Here is an 18996-nt window from a genome sequence, read left to right on the forward strand (position 1 = left end):
CCTGCGGGCTCGACCGTGACGGCGGAGACAGTCAGCTCACCGATGAGCTGCTCGCGGCGGTGATCGCCGAGGTTCGCCCGCACCGGCCGACTGGCAAGAGCCTTGCCTGGGAGACGATCGCCGCTGAGCATGAGCAGATCAAGGCGTGGCTCAAAGACGGGTTGACGTTGACCAAGATCCACACGCTGCTTGGCCGCCGGGGTGTGGTGGTGTCGTATCGGACGTTGCACCGTTACGCCACAACTGAATTGGGATTCGGGCGGCGCCAAGCCACGGTGCCGGTGGCCGACTGCGAACCCGGTGCGGAGGTGCAGGTCGACTTCGGCCGCCTCGGTCTGCTCATCGATGCTGGTGATGGGCGGCGCCGGGTGGTGCACGGGTTGATCTTCACCGCGGTGTATTCGCGGCACATGTTCGTCTGGCCCACCTACCGCCAGACCCTTAACGATGTGATCGCCGGGTTCGAAGCGGCGTGGGTGTTCTTCGGCGGGGTGTTCGCGGTGGTGATCCCCGACAACATGAAAGCCATCGTCACCACCGCACACGCGACCGAACCCCGGCTCAATGACGCGTTCCGGGAGTATGCCCAGGCCCGCGGGTTCGCTGTTGACCCGACGCGGGTCCGCAGCCCCAAAGATAAGCCGCGGGTAGAACGCATGGTGCAGTACGTGCGGTCGAATTTCTATGCCGGAGAACACTTCCGGGATCTCGGGGATTGCCGGGAACGGGCGCGGCTGTGGTGTGCGCAGACCGCCGGGTTGCGGATTCATGGCACCACCCGGCTGCGCCCGGCCGAGGTGTTCGCCGCCGAGGAACTCCCTGCGCTGGGACCGGTGCCTGAGGATGTGTTCGACATCCCGGTCTGGACCCATCCCAAGGTCGCCTCAGACCGGCATGTGCAGATCGCCAAAGCGCTCTACAGCGTGCCCGGCGAGTTGGTCGGCAAGCGGATCGAGGCCCGCACGGATGCGCACGCGGTGAAGCTGTACTGGCGTGGTGAGTTGATCAAGGTCCACCCCGTCATGGCCCCGGGCCGGCGGCACACCGACCCCGCTGATCTGCCCGCGCACGTGTCGGTCTATGCGATGCGCGACATCAATGCGCTGCAGCGCAAGGCTGCTGCCCACGGCACCCACGTCGGCACCTACGCCGCCGCCGTGTTGGAACACCCGCTGCCGTGGACCAAGATGCGCCAGGTCTATCGGCTGCTGGGGCTGGTGCGCCGCCACAGCGCCGCCGCCGTGGAGGACGCCTGCCGGCGTGCCTTGGATGCCGAAGTCATCGACGTCGGACTGATCGAGCGGATCGTGACCCGCGGCGGCGGTGAACAGATGCCCCTGATACCGAAACCACCCGGGGCGGCGTCCAGGTTCGTGCGGGATGGCTCCGACTTCTCGGTCCGCAGGCCCTCATGAGCCCGGCCCGCCCCGATGCCGTGCCGGCGGTCAAACCGATCGAGGTCTCCGGCGAGCTCAAAGCGTTGATGCGCCGCCTCAAACTCGGTCAGCTGCTCGACACCCTCCCGGAGCGGCTGGCGCTGGCCCGCACCAACCGGCTGCCGCACCACGACTTTTTGGAGCTGTTGTTCGCTGATGAGGTCACCCGCCGCGACCGCGAGTCCGCGACGCGGCGGGCCAAGGCTGCCCACCTCGATCCTGCGATGCAACTCCAAGCCTGGGACGACTCCACCGCCGTGGCGTTCGATCAGCAATTGTGGGCCGAGCTGATCTCGCTGCGGTTCCTCGCCGATGCCTACAACGTGCTCGTCATGGGCCCGGTCGGCGTGGGAAAGACGTTCCTGGCCAACGCCTTAGGCCACATCGCGGTACGACGGCTTCACAGCGTGCACACCGAACGGGCCGACAAACTGTTCAAACGCCTGCGTGGAGCACGCCTGGACGGCAGCTACGAAGACGAGATGCGCAAACTGCACCGCGTCGAGCTATTGATCATCGACGATCTGGCACTGCACCGCCTGGAAGCCACCGAGACTACCGACTTCTACGAGATCATCGTCGAACGCCACCGCAAGGCTTCGACGATCATCACCAGCAACCGCGAACCGCCCGAGATCCTGACCATGATGGCCGATCCTCTGCTGGCTCAATCCGCGATGGACCGCCTGCAATCAGCGGCCTACGAACTCGTCGTCGAAGGCCAGTCCTACCGGCAACGCCAAAAGCCCCGACCGGAAAAGCCGGCCCCTCCGACTCCGTCGGATTGACCGGCAACCACCCCATCGGTCACCATCAACGCACGGCCTACAACCGGAACAACCCGGTCCCATGCTCATGGCAAACCAGAGGTCCCATCACCCTGGCAGGCGACAGCCTCGCTGGCGGCAAACGCGGTGTGCAGCCCGGTGCAATTGAGTGGCGCGTCGACAGCAGCGCCGCAGCGCCCAGCTCGCGTCGTGTCGAGTGCCCGCCATGCAGGTGTTAATTGGCGGGCTAGCGTTCGGCTGCACAACGTGCCCGTGATGGGCCGGGGTTGATGATTTCGCTGCGTCTGGGCGATCCGCCAAGGGAGGAGGGAATACGAGTCGTGGGTCAACACGGGAGGCACGGGCAAGCGCTGGCTCTGGACAGGTCGGATGCCCGCGCGGCACGTTGACTTGATGCTCACAGGATCGCGCAGGCTTCGATGTCGGTGCGAGTGTTCCGGCGGCCGCTTAATGGGGCGACCAGCCTCAAAGTTGTTCAGCGGCCCCATCGCAGGGCACCACCTGCGTCACAGTGACGAAAGTATCCGGCATAGAGAATCACCGGGCGAGCCCACACTATCGCTGGGTATCGCAACTGGCCGCCTGTAACGTTCAGTGCGCTGGTTTGGCGGGTACTGCTTTCGATACCTGGCTGAGCGAGGCGATCGTTTGGCTCAGTGTCGCGATGGTGTCGAGTAGTTCGTTGCGGTCTTGTTTCAACCTCTCGACTTCGGCTTGCAGTTCCTGTTCGCGGCGGCGGGATGCCTCGAGGTCGGCGCCTTGCAGCATGAGCAGCTGCTCGAAGTCTTGGGTGGGCTGTTGGTTGGTAGTGGGCGGCCACAGGCCGATGGTGCGTAGGTGTTGTTCCAACGAGTCGGCGATAAGGAACCACGCCTCGGCGCCTTTGCGTCCGACGATGTGGCCGCGTTCGCTTTCGATGGGGGAGTCGTGGCGATTAGCGAGCTCGGTGGCCCAGCGAGGCGTGCGGCCTGCGAGGCGGCCGGCTTGGGCGGCCAGGTAGGCGCGGCGTCCCGAGGGACTTACTACTTCGCCGTATTCGCCGTTGGGCCACGGGGCGCCGGCGGCCGCGTCGCTCACATACGGAACTCTAGCGGATTTCCGGAATAGTTCGGCACTCCACCGGGGATAGTTCCGAGTAATACGGTAATTTTCTGCATACTGTCGGGCTGCGACACACCGATACGGCCTCTTTCCGGAATAGATTCGCGTGCTCTAAACTTCAGTCATTGTCGAAATATGGCGTGACCAGGCTAGATACCACTTCTGAAGACCGCAGCGGTTTCCGGAAACGATCCGGCCACGACTGTGCACGCCGCCGATGGCATACGGGAGCAGGGATGACACTCGAGTTCAGCACCACCGCGGTACTCGACGACGAGGCCTCTCGCCGCAAGCGTCGTCAAGGATCCGACACTCGCCAGATGGGCGCGACGTTGAAGGTTCGCTGCCACAAGGACTGGCTGGATACGTTGTCCGAGCGGTCTGACGGGCAGCTGCCGACGTTGATCCGCCAGTACGGCGATCTGCTGACGGAATTGCTTCCGGTAGCCAAGGAACAGGGCGTCGATCCGGTCGAGTTGATCCGCGAGACCGCCACCACGTTGCTCAACGATCGCGAACTGCATAAGCAGGCCTCGTAGGTGTAGGGCATAGGTGCCCCTGGCCGGATACGTTCAGGCGCTATCGGCTGGTACGGCGCGTAGAGGCGGCACTGTGGCTAAACACTCTTCACTGGTTTCAACCCGAACTCGTTCCCTCGGGCACCTGGACTTGACTGCCGTTGGTGATGAGGAGCTGGGGCAGTTGGCGCTCAGAAACGCCCGGCCCGCCGATCGCGACGACCAGCTGTGGGCCCTGTTGTGTGCCGATGACACTGCGCCACGTGTGCTGTCGGTGCTGCTGGCCATGAAGTCGCGCAACACCGCGGCGCTGGCCGCCCGCCAATTTCCCGGGCGGGCCGATCCTCATCGTCGGCTCGCCGTGCAGGCCCACCGTCAATGGCGTTCTCGTGCTGAGAAGTTCGGTCACCGAGTCGATGCAGCGCTGGCCGCGGTGCATGCTGAGCACACACGTTCTCGTTCAGCGGGCGCGGACCAGCCGCGCCCCCAGTAGTTCGGTGAGCATCTCGATCACCTCGCGCTCGTCATCGATGGCATCGCGTTCGGGAGGCCCGGTGGCCATGGTGGCTTCTTGCCAAGCGGCGTATTCCTGATCGTCGTCGCTGCCCCTACTGGCTGGGGCGACCGCAGGCATTTCAGGAGCTGTGGTGCGTTGACGTTCGCGCTCCTCGAGCCACGTGCGCCAGGCGGCGCGTTCGGCGTGGTGGCGCTGGATGCGTTGTTCGCGTACCTGTTCAAGGTGTTGTTGTTGGGCGATGTCGTCAAGGGTGACGTGGCCGATTCCCACTGTTCCCCAGCCGGATTTCGTGAGCAGACCGGCGATTTGGAGTGCGCTGACCATGGTGTCACCGGTGGCGCGCGGGACGGCGGCGGCCGCGTACAGGTCTGCTTTGTGGGTCAAGCCGTGGTAGGCAACCAATTCGTAGATCGCGCGTAGGTGATGGCCCATGACGCTCCATGCCGGGTGGACGGCTTCGACGCGAACCCGTTGCGCGCGGGCGGGGTCGGTGCTGATCCGGTTCTGGGTGGTCAGGGCGTAGGTGTCGGCTTCGGTGCCGATCGCGGGGCGCACCAGGACCAGTGGTGAGCCGGCTCGTTCACGTAGATCGGCAAGTGTCCTCCATACTGTGTCCTCGCTGAGAAGCCCACAGCCGATCGAAAGTGCTCTACCCCCGACTCCTACCAGCCAGCTCCCAGATCGCTTCTCACCGGCCACCACAGCGTAGAAAGCCAGTGCTTGCAGTACCGCTCGCACCGTCCAACGGGCTCTCTTTCCCGCGTACTCTCCATCAGCCCATGCCAGCGCGTTGGCCAACCACTCCCGAAGATCCTTCGGGCCGCGCCATCCCTGTGTCTTACCCCCCGGTGAGTAGTTCTTTTCTTTGTGCCGCGGGGGAGAGGAATTTACGACGTTGGTGATGTACCAGTGCAGGGCTTTGTTGAAGTCCTTGGCCAGCGCGAGGTCGGCGCGGTTCTTGTACCGGGTGTAGGCGTTGCCGAGTCCGTCGTGCCAGCATCCGCCTGCAGCGATGTTGGTGCGCAGGTCGGCGATGCTGTAGCCGCGGGCGAAGGCGTTGACCACGACCGACATTCGGGCCTCGTGCTGTGATTGCCACGTGAGCCGTTTCGGGTTGACGATGCCGTAGGTGGCGAAGTCGACGACGTCGGCGGGCAGTTCATCGGTGCGCCGATATGGCGGGGCCAAGCGGATGTCGTCGGCGGTGCCGTCGAGGTAGTCGTCGACGTGGGCGGTGGTGGCGGCCGGCGCGGGTTGCGGCGATGGGTTCAATGCGCCGAGCAACATGAGCAGTCTGGGCACCAGCGCTGGATCTGAGCGGGTGGTGAAGGTCTCCAGGGCGTCGGCGAGGCTGCCGTCGAGCTGGCGGTAGCCTCCCGTCTTGTCTTCGGATCCGGGCACGCTGATGCAGCCGGTTTCTGTGTTGGTGTTCGGCGTGATGTCCAGTGTGGGGAGGCGGGCGGCGAAAAGTCTGACCAGCTGGGTGATTTCGTCACATGACGCTGAGGTTCCGATCGCCAGTGGGGCGATGAGGTGGCGGCCACCGGTGCTGGAGGAGTCGGTGACGTACTGGCCTCCGCACGAGCGGATCCACCTGGCGGCGGTGTCGAGGTCAGCCTTGACTTGTTCGGCGCTGTGGTGTTTGGCGTCGAAATCGAGCACCAGCAGGCGGGTGCGGCCCCTGGCGTAGAGATACACCGCCGCTGGCCGCAGCGGCAGCGATGCGGTCAGACGGCCAGTGTCCGAAAACTTCTGGGTGTCGGTGTTGTACAGCCGTAGCTGGGTGCGCCCGGGCGCGGCGATAAGCGGGGCTAGTTTCTTCCACACTGCCGCCGGCGGTGTGGTGTGCAGCGATGGGCCGGGCTGAGTGGCTGCCGTCACGTCCGCGCCTGCGAATGACGCTGTGGTGCTGAGGTATTCGCGTGCTTGGGCGGTACGGGTGTGCGTAGGTGTGGTGTGGTCGCGTGGGAGTCGGGTAAGGTCTTGCGGCTCATGAAGGCGGCCTTCTATACTGGAGCCAGATCGGTTGAGTATCTGGTTCCGTGAACGTGGGAGCCCTGCCAGCGGAAGCTGCTACTTCTGCTGGTGGATCAATACCCCTGGGCATTTGCCCGGGGGTATTGCTTTTCCGGGCCGTGCATATGTGGTTGTTTCGGTGGTGTGAGGGCAGGCAGTGCTGCTGGGCAGTCCCCCTTAGTGACTGGTGTGGCCGATGTTGTCGACCAGTGTTACACCACGTGCGCGGTGACACCGCGCATCTGTCACGGCGTGTCGCCGAAGTCCACACAAGTCGCCACAAGTGGCGACTACCAGGAATTCACAACTGATTTCAATCCCCATCAGTGGTGGGTGTTGCAACCTCTTCGCCGTTACGGTCCGGTTCATGCGGATATGGGGAGGCGGTCTAGCCATGGAGTTGATCGATTGCGTCGACGGCCTGATGACTGGCCCTCGCCCGGGATGGACACCCGAAGACGACCACGACACTGACAACTCCGGCACGTCCGGGGACCACGACGAGCACGAAACTCAGGTGATGTGAGATGGCAACAAAAGACGAGGTCGTTTCGGCCATCACCCACATCATGAACCAGCTGCACAGTGACAAGTGGCGGGGCAATCTGAACAACTTCGACTTCCAGCAGCTCAAGGCCATCTACGAGGACGACACACCGGGCAGCACCTACGTGAAGGACACGCTGCTGGGGGCGCTGCGCAACCAGTGGCCCACCTTGTTCGACCCGAAAACCGGCGCCGAAGTGACACCCCCTGCAGCACCCGCCGACTCGGCGCCAACCGCACCGGCCGGGTCAACCGGCGGCACCGATCCGGGTCTGAACAATCCACCGCCACCGAACAATCAAGGCCAACAGCCCAATCCTGCTGGGGAGCAACCAGCTTCGCCGGATGGATCATCCGATGAGCTGTCCGGCAAGGCCGCCGATACGGTCAAGAAGCTCGACAGCGCCCTGGCGAAAAACCGCACCGATCTGAACGAAGCCGACGTTCAGCTCTCCGATGCCATCTTGTCGGCGACCACCTCAGATGAGGCCGGCAAGACAAAACTCAACGCCCTCAAGCAGTCCATCATCGACGAAGTGAATCGCATCGGTCCCGACGCGATGAACACCCGCGCGGGCATGCAGGAGTTCGCAACGTTCTTGCAGGGCAAGACATCTGACATCATGAACGTCGCCCACACGGCCAAGCTCGACTCTGAGTCCCAATCCAAGGTGATGGACGCGATCGGCGCACGGCTCAACGCACTGGCCCAGCAGCACGGCACCCCGGCTGAGCCGGGGGATCCGGAAAGCCCCGGCTCCGGCGAACAGCCAGCCGCGCCAGGTGCGCCGGGGGATCCCGGCACACCTGCCACCCCGGGTGATCCGGGACTGCCCATGGACCCGCTGCTCAACGGTGGCCTTCCCTCGGATCCGTTCATGCAGGGACTGGGCGGAGCACTCGGCCCGGCCCTGGGAGCCCTGGGCAGCGTGCCCTCCGCACTCGGCTCGGCGATCCCATCGTTCGGCGGCGGAGGCGGGGGAGGCCTGTCCGATCTCGGCCCGGCGATCGGCTCAGCATTGCGCGACGCTGGCGCCCACGATCCGGCCGACAAACCCGAAGAGGACAAACCGTCCGAGCTCAAAGACCAACTGGCCGGCAAGCCCGACGAGGACAAGCCAGGAGAACTCAAAGACCAACAGACCACCCCAGCCGGGAACAATAACCAGCAATCTGGCCAGCCCACCGAGCCCGGCCAGCCTGGCCAACCCCCGGTCGCGGGGGCGGCAACACCCGCTCCCGGACCTGACCTCACTGTCAAGGTCGAAGGCCTTGGTGACATCAAAGTCGACAACCCGGCGCTGGCCAACGCCAGCCGCGAAGTGCTGGCCGGCGGCAACGTCCACGACGCCTTCAACCGCTTCAACATCCCGATTCCGCCGCCGGGCACACCCGTCACCGACAACGCCGTGTCACCGGGCAAAACCGTGTTCGGTGACATCGGCCAGTACACCGACCACCAGATCATGGCCCTAGGCGACAACAAGGCTTGGGTGAACGGGCAGGTCGTGCCACTCGACAAGGTCGAGCAAGGCACCAACTTCCTGGGCTGGATGCACCCGAGCACGCCGGCCGCCGCGACACCGGTGGCGGTGACCTCGCCGCCACCGGTGATGCAAGCCCCTGCCGCACCCGTGGCCCAAGCCGCCGCACCAGCACCTGCGCCTGCGCCTGGATCGGGATTGCGCGATGTGTTCCCCGGCCTGAGCAGACCCTCTTAGGCCAATAGCTGGCCCTCCCGCCCACATCATCCGAGATCAACCACCAGATTGGAGTACCGTCGATGTCCATGGAGCCCATCGCCGCAGATCCTGCACTTATGCAGCAGATGGCCGCGAAGCACGATGACGCCGCCACCGAACTCACCGGCGCCCGCAACGACCACGGCCAGGTGCTCAGCGCCGCAGACTCGTGGGGCCCGCTGTTCTACGAGTCTCGCCGCGCCGCCCAGGAAGCGGTCGAGGCCCGCGACCAGGCGCTGGCCGCCCAGGCACAACGCCACAGCAGCCTCGCAGAGCAGCTGCGTCAGGGCGGAAGCAAGTTCGCCGAGATGAATCAGAACAATGCCGACGACCTCGGCAACATCTCCACCTAGGCCGCACCCGTGTTGTTCGAGGCGAAAAGCAGAGATTCGTCGATCATCGTCACCGTCGACCTCAACGGCACCACCAAAGGGGTCCAGCTGGAGCCAGAGGCGATGGAGCTGGCCGACTTCGAGCTCAGCAACCGTATCCAACGGCTGAACACCCTGGCTTTCATGCGATCCCAGCTCGCTATGCGACTGCAATGGGAAGCCAACAACAAAACGGTGCTCACCCCGCTCCCCACGGAGATGCAGGTGCAGCGCTACGAGGCCACCATAGACTTCTAACAGGCAATCTTTACGAGGGGAAAGATCCACGATGGCCAGCCTGGAGGTGCACGCCGAACAGCTACTTGTCGCTGCCCGGCATATCACGGCGGCCGCCGAAACACTGAGCTCGACGGCGGCGCGGCCGCTCGCACACCCACCGGTGGCCTCAGACGAAGTGTCCACGAGCGCGGCCGCCCGCCTGTCCGAGCACGGCATGGTCCTTTCCTCGCGGGCCAGTGACGGCGCAGCCGTGCTGGCCGCGGCCGCCGCGGCGATCACCCAGGCGGCCACGGCCTACACCGAGATGAACCTGAACAACACCCAAACGGTCTCGCTCAAAGGAAATCCCGGGCCGGCCTCGGTATCGTTCACTCCCGCTGTCACCGTCAACGCACCCGACCCGACAGCGCCGATCGCACCCGCAGTCCCGCGCGACGGCCGAGTCACCGCCGCCGTGGTGGAATCCGGAAACCCCTGTGCCGGATCAAGTTTCATCACCGGCTGTGCCGACCACGCCACAGCATTCCGCTCAGCAGCCCACGTGGTACGCAACGCCAAAGCCACCGTCGACAGCGCCCTGACCGGCCAAACCGGACCCACCCTGTCCGCAGGCCTGACCCGCTTCGAATCGTGGGCCAACTCGATGGCCGACCACGCCGACACCGTCAAAACCGCGGGACAAGGCCACTCCGAACGCTTCTCCAACACCCAGAACAGCACCCCGCGCACCGCGCAATTCACCACGCTGGAACGCCAGATCTCTGAGACCGCCGCGCTCAACGCCAGGCCCGCAACCATGGGCATGTACACACCAGTGCTTGAGAAGCTCCAGGCCCGCTACCTCAACCTGCACAACCAAGCCGGCGGCTCGATGCAGTCCTACCACCTTGCAGAACTGCCCGCAGCGCCCCCACCGCCACCCCCGGTCGTGCCGATCGTTTCCGGCGAACCAGCCGCTACCACCGGCACACCAACAGCCACCGGTGACGACCGTGCCACCGACCCGCAACACCCGGGCGCAGGTCGGGTCGACGAAGACGGACTTCCCGGCGCAGACCTCGGCGGCGCAGCCGACGACCCGGAAATCGCGGCCCTGCTCGGCGACCCAGAAAACGGCGACCTCGCCGGACTCGAAGGCCTCCCCGCCGGCGCTACCGGGACGCCAGGCGCGGACCCCATGACGACCGTGAGCATGCTCGCCGGCACCTTGCCCGGCCTGCTCACCGGAGTGGTCTCCGCTGCCGCAGCCATTCCCGCAGCGATGGCTCAACAAGCCCAAGGCGCAGTCTCGCAGGTGGTGGAGGGAGTATCCGGCGCGGTATCGGAATTCCAGCAGCCCGAACTCGGCTCGGGCGAGCCCAGCCTCGGTCTCGGCGACTTCGGCGGCAGTCCCGGCGTCGGCGGCGGTGGAGGGGGCGGCGCAGGCGCCACCGACCCGGCCGCCAGCAGTTCCCCGCTCACACCGGGCGGCACCGGCATGATGTCCACCGCAGGCGCGCCGACACCACCCCCACCGATCGCGGGCCCCACCACCCCAACCACCACAACAGGCGCGACGACCAGCCCGGCAGGCGCACCGATGATGATGCCGCCGATGGGCGGAATGGGCATGGGCGCCGGCGGAGCCGGTGGTGGCACCAGGCGCCTCAGCGAGCCCAACAAGGAGGTCTACGTCCCTCCGGTCCCCAACAGCGAACCTGTGCGAGGCGAAGTGGCACGACGCCGCACCTACCAAACCACCCCCGCCGCTGACAAGCCGACCAAGCCCGCCGAAAAGGCCACCACGGTGACCTCCGCCCGCCGGGGCAAAAAGCGCGTCGTCACCCGCGATGAGGAGCCGCAATGATCGACATCGACCGCTACAACCGCGACAAGGCCTATGTCCAGAGCGTGCATTCCCGACTCGAACGCGCCTGGAACAAGCTCGAGGAATGGAAGCGCGCATGCAGCGATGTCTCGTTGACCGCGCAAAGCCCCGACGGTGAAGTCACCCTGACCGTCAACGATCACGGCACCATCACCTTCATCGAGCTGGCCGAAGGGACCACTCAGCGCCACACGAATCTCACCCTCGAACGGCTGATCAACGAGACGTTGTTGATCGCCCAAGGCGCGGCCAATGAGGAGGTGGCCGAATTGGACGGTGAGATCGGGCCAGGCGATTTCCTCGTCGCTTTCGACGAAGGCCTCGCCGAAAGTGAGCTGAAGGACGTCCGATAGTGGTAGGCAAATGTCGCGGCCGCGCCGTAACATCGAGGTCATGACCGGTGGGGGCCAGTACGACGCGGGGGGCAGAGCGACCTCCGCGACCGAAGTTTGGTCCCGGGACGCAGTATGGCCTCAGCAAACCGGAACCGAACCGCAGGGACGCCAGCCGGACGCCGAGCCCCCGCACTCGCCATCCTCTCCACGAAGCAGCCGCTGGTTGCTGTGGACGATGGTAGTGCTAGGCACGATCTTCTCCGTCGTCGCGATCACTCTTAGTGTTGTGACCCGGCTGGAGCCTTCCACTACCGCCACCACCGTGGTGCCGACTGCGTCGCGCTACTCGGAATCTCAGATCGACGAAGCGAAAAATGCGGCCTGCCAAGCAAGCTTGACCATCGACGAACCGCTTACGGCCGTACAGCAAGCCCTCGCGGCGTTTCCTGACCGTACACGCCCTGAAGCAGTGGATGCGCTCGCGCGGTATCAATCAGTCACGATCGTCGAGACCGAATACCTCAAGTCGCAAACTAGGCCTGCGACTCCGGAGCCAGTTAAGGCGGGGATTGCGAAGTATGTTGCTGCCCTGCTCGCCGAAGTCGACGGCGCCACACGCGGGCTCTCGGACTCAGAGATGAACGTGAAGGTGGGAGAAACGAAAGCAGCGGGCGAGGCCCTCGCCGCTGCCTGTAAATAGGGAGCCTATGAGATGGTCAGCATTAATGTGGCATCGGAGCAAGCACGCATCGCCAACGTGACCGCTCGGGCTGCGAGCGGAGCTACATCGCTACCCGATGCCCCGACGCCTCCTTGTCAGCCGGGGGTCTTCTCATTTCTTGCCGTGTCGGTAGCTGCGAAAGCTGCGGCTACGGGAGCTGCAGCAGCAGCCTTGGAGGCGCGAATGCTGGCGGCAGATAACCGAAGCGACGAAGCTGTCGTCGCGTATGACGAGATGAACGTGTCGAATGCGCAGTCTCTGGAATTGATATAGCGATGGCTACATACACGCCGCTGAAAAGCTATCCGGTACTCACACCATCAGAACCAACCTCTCCGAAAAGGGCTTCGCGGAGTTCTCTGATCGTCGGTGCGGGCTTCCTAATGCTTGCATTCGTGGCGATGGTTCTAGCTGCCGTCAGTACATTGGGGCATCACACTTCTCGGCCTTCGCAACCGTTACCAGGCCCCGAGCCCGTCTACACGAATTCCGAGGTCAGCGCTGCAAAGTCGAAGGCGTGTGTCGCCTGGGACAATGCCGCCACTGAGATGACACGCGCATCAAATGCTGTCGCGGAGCTGCCACCCGGCTGGGATAGCGCAGACCGCGTTCGGGCGCGTGCAAATGAGACACGTGTGGTTCTAGCGGAAACCGCATATCTCCGCACCCAGGTTGATCCGGCCACGCCGGTCTCCGTACGCAATGGAATTGACCAGTACAACTCGCTTTCGATCGCACAGCAGCATGCCGCAGTGCAGCGGTTAGGCACTAGTCTTGACAAACTGATCGACGATCAAAATGCCGTGAGCGAGCAGCTCAAGACAAGCTGCGGTTTGAACTGATCAGATTTGGTGGGGAAAATATGGCGCATGTGGGGAATAATTCGTACTCGCATTTGATCATCACACCCGACATCAAAACCCCACCGGTGGCCCCGCTCGAAGTTGCAGCAGCACAACATGAGGCTGCAGCTGCAACGTGGGCTGCGCGCCACGAAGCGCGCAGTACTGCCAATTCGGCGCGGGAGTGCAGTATTCAATCCATCGGCTCTGAGTCGATGCATCGTGTCCACCGGGAGATAACTCAAGAAGCCCGCATCCTGTCGGAGGCGCATTCAGACGCAGCAAGAGTTATCCGTGAGCAGATATCGATATTAAATAATGTTGCAACACAGCATTCCAATATCGATAAAGCGGCGCACGACAAAATCAACCAGGCCAAGTCAAAGGCAGAGATACCTGGAATTGTCTCCGAGCACAATGCATCTGCCCGACTCGCATCGACTCGTGGCGCAACCACAGCATCTGGACTGGACACCAAATGGGTGGCGAATCATCAGACCAAACTCGCGGGCCTGACGAAGCTAACGCCTCCAGCAGACCCTATTAAGCCGGCGCCAAATGATAGTCCCGGAATAACGAGACCGCTCGACAATAAGACGAAAGCACACCAGGGCGAGGGCGACGATCCACGGAAGAAGGCGGAAGCGCCTCCTCAGCCGACCGAAGCCGACACAGGCGGGACGAAAACCGAGCCCCGGGCACCTGGCACCGACCGCAGCGACTCTGCTCCCGGCGCCGAGAGAGCCCAATTTGGCCAAGCGCCCGGAAGTGAACGCACGGAATTTGGTGCGGTTCCAGGCGGCTCAAGGCCAAGCACGCCAACCAATCCGACACCGTCTCGTCCGAGTCTCTCGCCGTTAGGCGGTGGCGGTGTTCCGTCTGGTGGTGGTAATGGCGCGGGCGGGTTTGGGTCCGGTCTTGGTGGTGGGTCGTCGCCGTTGTCGTCGGTGATGGGTGGTCTGGGGCAGAATCCTGCATCGGGACTGGGCAATGGTCTGTCTTCTGCGAATCCAGCTGCGGGGCTGACGAATTCGGGGGGCGGTCCGGCTGCGGCGGCTAGTCCGGGTGCGGCTTTTGCGCGTGGGTTGTCGAGCACGGGTTCGGCGGTTCCTCCTGTGGCTTCGACTGTGGCGCCTCCGCCGGCGGCTGTGAATCCCGCTCCGTCGGTACAGCCATTGACCGGGGCCGGGGGTGGTCCTGGTGTGGCGGGTCCGGCCGGGGCTGCGGGTGTGCATGTTGCGCCGGCGGGGACGCCGGTTTCTGCTCCGCCTGTGATGTCGGGGGGATCGCCTGCGCCTCCGATGATGCTGCCGTCGACGGGCATGGGGAATCCTGCTTCTCCGCCTGCTGTCATGCCGGTGGGTTCGTCGTCGGGCGGTGGCGGCGGTGGTGGGGCGGTGGCACCGTCTCCGTCCGGGGCGGCCGTGAATTCGGGGGCCACGTTGGTGCCGGCGGCGGTGGTGAGTTCGGCGATGTCGGCGAGGCCTCAGCAGCTCTTGACCGAGGATGCTCAGTCGGCGGCGGCGCTGGCGTGGCAGCTGCAGCATGCCTGCCGCATGGTCAGCTTCCCGATGGACTGGGCGGTGGGGATCTTTAGGTCCAGTGAGGGCTCTGAGACTGTTGTGATGTCGTCGGAGGGGTCGGGGTACATCCCGGCCGGGGTGTACGTTCCTCGCGGCGTGCGACTCCTGGCTGCCGATGTCAGCGCTGATTTCCGCCGGACGTGGTTCGGGTGGCGTGATCCCGCGGAAGTGATGGTGGAGTATGCCCGTGGCCGGCAGGCTGGCGGCTGGCGGCTGGCGGCGGCTGCGACGACGGGCCCGATCGACCAGTTCCGGGATTTCGGTACCGAGTATGCGGACCAGTGCACGTTCGAGCGGTCGCCACTGACGCTCGAGGATCCCATCCCGGTGCTCGACAGCATGCACGCTCATCGTCTGCAGATGGAGAACGCGGACCTCTACGACCGCCTGACTCGGCTGACTGGCGCCGAGCAGGTGTATGTGGACCGCGTGATGGTCCCGGTTGCTGGTGAGATGGTGGAGGCCGCGCGCAGTTTGGAGCACCCCGTGGAGTTGACCCGTGCGTGGGCAACGGTGACGGGCGGCGGCGAGCTGACGAGCGAGCAGTGGGCGCAGTACGCGCAGGTCACCTCGACGGAATTCCTTACCGCTCAAGTGCTTCGCCCGGAGGCGGTTGGAGCGCCGGAGGAGTGGAAGGCTGCGGTGTATCGCGACGCGTGGACGGTGTGCCGCACGCTCGAGGTGGTCGCCGGATGGGCTTCGCGACCACTGCCAGTGGCTGATATGGCGTATGCGGCGCTGGCTGCCGATCCGGACGGTGATGTGCGTGAACGCATGTCGGCGGCGTTGCAGCAGGTCGAGGTTGAGCTGGGCTGGGTCTGATGATGCCACCGCTGCGTTGAGCTGATGTGTCGGCCTCGGCAGTTATTTTGGGAGCCGAACAACGGTCGGGGGATGATGGTGATGGCTAGGCACGATGTGCAGATCCGCGATACGTCATGTGACGAACTGGCGAACCTAGGGGAGTGGTTCGCGATGGCGGGCATTCAGAAGGTCGATCAGGAAGCTACGGCTCAGCTGATTGCGGCGCGTGAATCGGGGGTGCTGGGGACCGCCATTGGCCGATCGAGTCGCGAGAATCTGGATCGGCTCATGACGACGCCGTTCAACGATTGGTACTTCGCGAGAGGGGCGGTAAAGACGCTCGAGGTGGATGGTGAGGTCGCCGGCATCTTGTGGTTCGGTGCGCACTTTCGCCTCTGGAAGCAGATGATCGGGGATCGCGACGGTGGCACGGTGTCGCTGGATGTCCCCGAGAGCTGGCCCGACTGGTTCCGGCAGTTCATTGCCACAGCCATGCATACGGCCAAGCTCCACCTGGTCGCAGTCCATCCCGACTACCGCGGACAGGGTTACGGATCACGCTTGGTCAAACGCGCTCTGAAGATAGCGGACCGGGGACGCATCGTGATGCTGTATGGGCAGTTTTCCTCGCAGCGTACCGAATTGCGAAAGTTCTACGGCGAGCGTGGATTCGACGTACTCGCCTCGGGTGAGCCGCTGCCGATGGGGATGGCCACCGGAAGCAATAGTGACCGCCTGCGTCCGAAACCAGATGAGACGTTCTTTGTCAGGCACCGGACGCTGTAGCCCTGCACAGGGCCGACGGCAGCTCCGCACCTTCTTCTCGGGCGGCGCCATTGTCATGCCGCGTTCGGATCGATCGTGCTTGAAACCTGACTTTTATCACTGTCGGCGATCCGGCGGTTGTGTAGGGCTGTGACCTGTGTCTTCGGTTGTGGCCTGGTGCGGATTTGTGCACTAGCCGGTGGGCCGTAGGGTGCCTGCGTGGCCTATGTGCGCACGGTGAAGACATCCTCGGGGGCGATGGCTGTGCAGGTCGTGTGGTCCTCGCGGCGCGGGTCACGCCGGATCGAGCATCTGGGTTCGGCGCATGACGAGGCCGGGGTGGCCGCTTTGAAGGCTGCCGCGGCGCAGCGACTGGCCGCCGGCCAAGCGCAACTCGACCTTGGCTTGGCCGAACGTTCGGCGGCCGAGCCGTTGCCGATCACGTCCTCGAAGTCGGCGCTGCTGTGGGAAGCATTGTGCGCTGCTTATGACAAGGTCGGGTTCGCCAACGTCGCCGATGGGGATGAGGCGTTTCGTCAGTTGGTGTTGGCCCGGATCATCGAACCGACCAGCAAGGCCGATTCACTTCGGGTCGTCGAGGAGACTGGGGTCGTCCCGGTGTCGTATCCGACGCTGAACCGCCGTCTGCCGGTGTTCGCCAAACCCGCTTTCCGGCAAGCGCTTTCGACCGCATGCGCTGCCCACGCGCAATTGGGTCCGGCCAGTCTGGTGCTCTATGACGTGTCGACGCTGCACTTCGAGACCGATGCTGGTGATGGGTTCCGGGAGCCCGGATTCTCCAAGGAAAGACGGTTGGACCCGCAGATCACCCTGGGGTTGTTGACCGATGCTGGCGGGTTCCCGTTGACGGTGGCGGCCTTTGAGGGCAATAAGGCAGAGACCGCGACCATGCTGCCGGTGATCAACGCGTTCAAGGCCGCTCACCAACTCACCGACGTCACGGTCGTCGCTGATGCCGGGATGATCTCGGAAGCCAACCAGGTCGCCCTGCACGCGGCAGGGCTGTCCTACATTCTCGGCGCGAGGATTCCGTTTTTACCTGATGTGGTGCGCGAGTGGCGCGACAAGCACTCCGATGAGGCGATCCCCGACGGCCTGGTGCTCACCCAGCCCTGGCCATCAACCAGCGGCGAGAAAACCCGCGGCATCCCGGACCGGATCATCCACTACCAGTACCGCCATGACCGGGCCCGGCGCACGCTGCGGGGGATCGATGAGCAGGTGGCCAAGGCCGAACGTGCTGTTGACGGGCATGCCCCGGTCAAACGTAACCGCTACATCCAGCTCACCGGGGCTACCAAGAGCGTGAATCGCACACTGGAGGCCAAGGCCCGGGCGTTGGCCGGGTGGAAGGGATACACCACCAACCTGGTGAGCCAACCGGCCACTTTCGTCATCGAGGCGTATCACCAGTTGTGGCGCATTGAAAAGGCGTTCCGGATGTCCAAGCACGACCTGCAAGCCCGCCCGATCTATCACCGCACCCGCGACTCCATCGAAGCCCACCTCAGCGTTGTCTTCGCCGCGATGGCGGTATCGCACTGGATCGAGCACCAAACCGGTTGGAGCATTAAGAAATTCGTTCGCACCGCACGCCGCTACCGTACCGTCACTATCCAAGCCGGCAAGCACACCCTGACCGCTGCTGAACCGCCACCACCCGACCTCGCCGAAATCCTCGCAAACATCCACAGCCTACGTGCGCACTAGCCTGATAAAAGTCGGGTACGAGTAGCGGGTTTCCAGCCCGCAACCCGTGCAGGTATGGGTAGTCATCCGGCTATGGTCTCATCGCGGCGGGCGTGCCTCGCGACTGACGCCTGACTGGGCCCAAACGCGTTGGAGCTAAGGGGATTCGAACGTCTTACCTGACTTTTATCACTGTCGGCGATCCGGCGGTTGTGTAGGGCTGTGACCTGTGTCTTCGGTTGTGGCCTGGTGCGGATTTGTGCACTAGCCGGTGGGCCGTAGGGTGCCTGCGTGGCCTATGTGCGCACGGTGAAGACATCCTCGGGGGCGATGGCTGTGCAGGTCGTGTGGTCCTCGCGGCGCGGGTCACGCCGGATCGAGCATCTGGGTTCGGCGCATGACGAGGCCGGGGTGGCCGCTTTGAAGGCTGCCGCGGCGCAGCGACTGGCCGCCGGCCAAGCGCAACTCGACCTTGGCTTGGCCGAACGTTCGGCGGCCGAGCCGTTGCCGATCACGTCCTCGAAGTCGGCGCTGCTGTGGGAAGCATTGTGCGCTGCTTATGACAAGGTCGGGTTCGCCAACGTCGCCGATGGGGATGAGGCGTTTCGTCAGTTGGTGTTGGCCCGGATCATCGAACCGACCAGCAAGGCCGATTCACTTCGGGTCGTCGAGGAGACTGGGGTCGTCCCGGTGTCGTATCCGACGCTGAACCGCCGTCTGCCGGTGTTCGCCAAACCCGCTTTCCGGCAAGCGCTTTCGACCGCATGCGCTGCCCACGCGCAATTGGGTCCGGCCAGTCTGGTGCTCTATGACGTGTCGACGCTGCACTTCGAGACCGATGCTGGTGATGGGTTCCGGGAGCCCGGATTCTCCAAGGAAAGACGGTTGGACCCGCAGATCACCCTGGGGTTGTTGACCGATGCTGGCGGGTTCCGTTGACGGTGGCGGCCTTTGAGGGCAATAAGGCAGAGACCGCGACCATGCTGCCGGTGATCAACGCGTTCAAGGCCGCTCACCAACTCACCGACGTCACGGTCGTCGCTGATGCCGGGATGATCTCGGAAGCCAACCAGGTCGCCCTGCACGCGGCAGGG

The 18996-nt window shown here is 64.3% G+C and carries 15 protein-coding genes and 2 pseudogenes; 14 read left to right on the forward strand and 3 right to left on the reverse strand.

Translation table 11 applies throughout. The annotated features are described in order from the left end of the window. Positions 1-1415, forward strand: a 1415-nt coding sequence (istA, locus tag NF20_RS15040) for an IS21 family transposase (protein WP_033717336.1), incomplete at its 5' end; no start/stop codon positions are given. After that, complete coding sequence (locus tag NF20_RS15045; RefSeq protein ID WP_033711543.1) at positions 1412-2224, forward strand: ATP-binding protein; 813 nt, start codon at positions 1412-1414, stop codon at positions 2222-2224. The genes istA and NF20_RS15045, both read left to right, overlap by 4 nt. Positions 2225-2815: 591 nt before the next feature. Here the strand turns inward: NF20_RS15045 and NF20_RS15050 are convergent. Continuing rightward, the gene (locus NF20_RS15050) at positions 2816-3301 is read right to left on the reverse strand and encodes a hypothetical protein (protein ID WP_033711169.1); all 486 of its coding nucleotides are present in this window, start codon (positions 3299-3301) and stop codon (positions 2816-2818) included. A gap of 260 nt (positions 3302-3561) precedes the next feature. Between NF20_RS15050 and NF20_RS15055 the strand changes: the two genes are divergently transcribed. After that, positions 3562-3864, forward strand: a complete 303-nt coding sequence (locus NF20_RS15055) for a hypothetical protein (RefSeq protein ID WP_033711168.1) — start codon at positions 3562-3564, stop codon at positions 3862-3864. Between the two features lie 97 nt (positions 3865-3961). On the opposite strand, the gene NF20_RS15060 is transcribed toward NF20_RS15055, so the two are convergent. Together NF20_RS15060 and NF20_RS15065 are read right to left on the reverse strand one after the other, a co-directional pair. After that, entirely contained in the window at positions 3962-4291 is a 330-nt protein-coding gene (locus tag NF20_RS15060) for a hypothetical protein (protein WP_033717337.1), read from the reverse strand. Positions 4292-4303: 12 nt separating this feature from the next. Then, positions 4304-6022, reverse strand: a complete 1719-nt coding sequence (locus NF20_RS15065; protein ID WP_255343465.1) for a hypothetical protein — start codon at positions 6020-6022, stop codon at positions 4304-4306. Positions 6023-7047: 1025 nt separating this feature from the next. Here NF20_RS15065 and NF20_RS15070 point away from each other — a divergent pair. The 11 genes and pseudogenes from NF20_RS15070 to NF20_RS15115 form a co-directional block, all read left to right on the forward strand. Continuing rightward, on the forward strand, positions 7048-8643 hold the full coding sequence (locus NF20_RS15070; RefSeq protein WP_255343466.1) for a DUF4226 domain-containing protein: 1596 nt from the start codon (positions 7048-7050) through the stop codon (positions 8641-8643). Positions 8644-8711: 68 nt separating this feature from the next. After that, positions 8712-9017 (forward strand): type VII secretion target, encoded by a 306-nt coding sequence (locus tag NF20_RS15075; protein ID WP_179944041.1) that lies wholly within the window; start codon positions 8712-8714, stop codon positions 9015-9017. Between the two features lie 9 nt (positions 9018-9026). After that, positions 9027-9293, forward strand: a complete 267-nt coding sequence (locus tag NF20_RS15080) for a hypothetical protein (protein ID WP_234793015.1) — start codon at positions 9027-9029, stop codon at positions 9291-9293. 31 nt (positions 9294-9324) lie between these two features. Further along, positions 9325-9570 (forward strand): annotated as a pseudogene (locus tag NF20_RS28945) (hypothetical protein); the annotation flags it as partial. A 1547-nt stretch (positions 9571-11117) separates the two neighbouring features. Next, positions 11118-11495, forward strand: a complete 378-nt coding sequence (locus tag NF20_RS15090; RefSeq protein WP_033711164.1) for a YbaB/EbfC family nucleoid-associated protein — start codon at positions 11118-11120, stop codon at positions 11493-11495. A gap of 205 nt (positions 11496-11700) precedes the next feature. Beyond that, positions 11701-12177: a hypothetical protein gene (locus NF20_RS15095; protein ID WP_155947466.1), complete on the forward strand. Its 477-nt coding sequence runs from the start codon at positions 11701-11703 to the stop codon at positions 12175-12177. 656 nt (positions 12178-12833) lie between these two features. Further along, the gene (locus tag NF20_RS27265) at positions 12834-13040 is read left to right on the forward strand and encodes a hypothetical protein (protein WP_155947467.1); all 207 of its coding nucleotides are present in this window, start codon (positions 12834-12836) and stop codon (positions 13038-13040) included. Positions 13041-14536: 1496 nt separating this feature from the next. Continuing rightward, entirely contained in the window at positions 14537-15445 is a 909-nt protein-coding gene (locus tag NF20_RS15100) for a hypothetical protein (RefSeq protein ID WP_155947468.1), read from the forward strand. An 81-nt stretch (positions 15446-15526) separates the two neighbouring features. Further along, a complete protein-coding gene (locus NF20_RS15105) occupies positions 15527-16213 on the forward strand; it encodes a GNAT family N-acetyltransferase (RefSeq protein ID WP_033711170.1) in 687 nt (228 codons plus the stop codon). Between the two features lie 243 nt (positions 16214-16456). Continuing rightward, positions 16457-17923 (forward strand): IS1634 family transposase, encoded by a 1467-nt coding sequence (locus NF20_RS15110; RefSeq protein WP_019733492.1) that lies wholly within the window; start codon positions 16457-16459, stop codon positions 17921-17923. A gap of 315 nt (positions 17924-18238) precedes the next feature. Continuing rightward, positions 18239-18996, forward strand: a pseudogene (locus NF20_RS15115) (IS1634 family transposase); the annotation flags it as partial.

The sequence above is a fragment of the Mycobacterium sp. MAC_080597_8934 genome (assembly GCF_000523975.1).
GTDB classification, from domain to species: Bacteria; Actinomycetota; Actinomycetes; order Mycobacteriales; family Mycobacteriaceae; genus Mycobacterium; species Mycobacterium avium.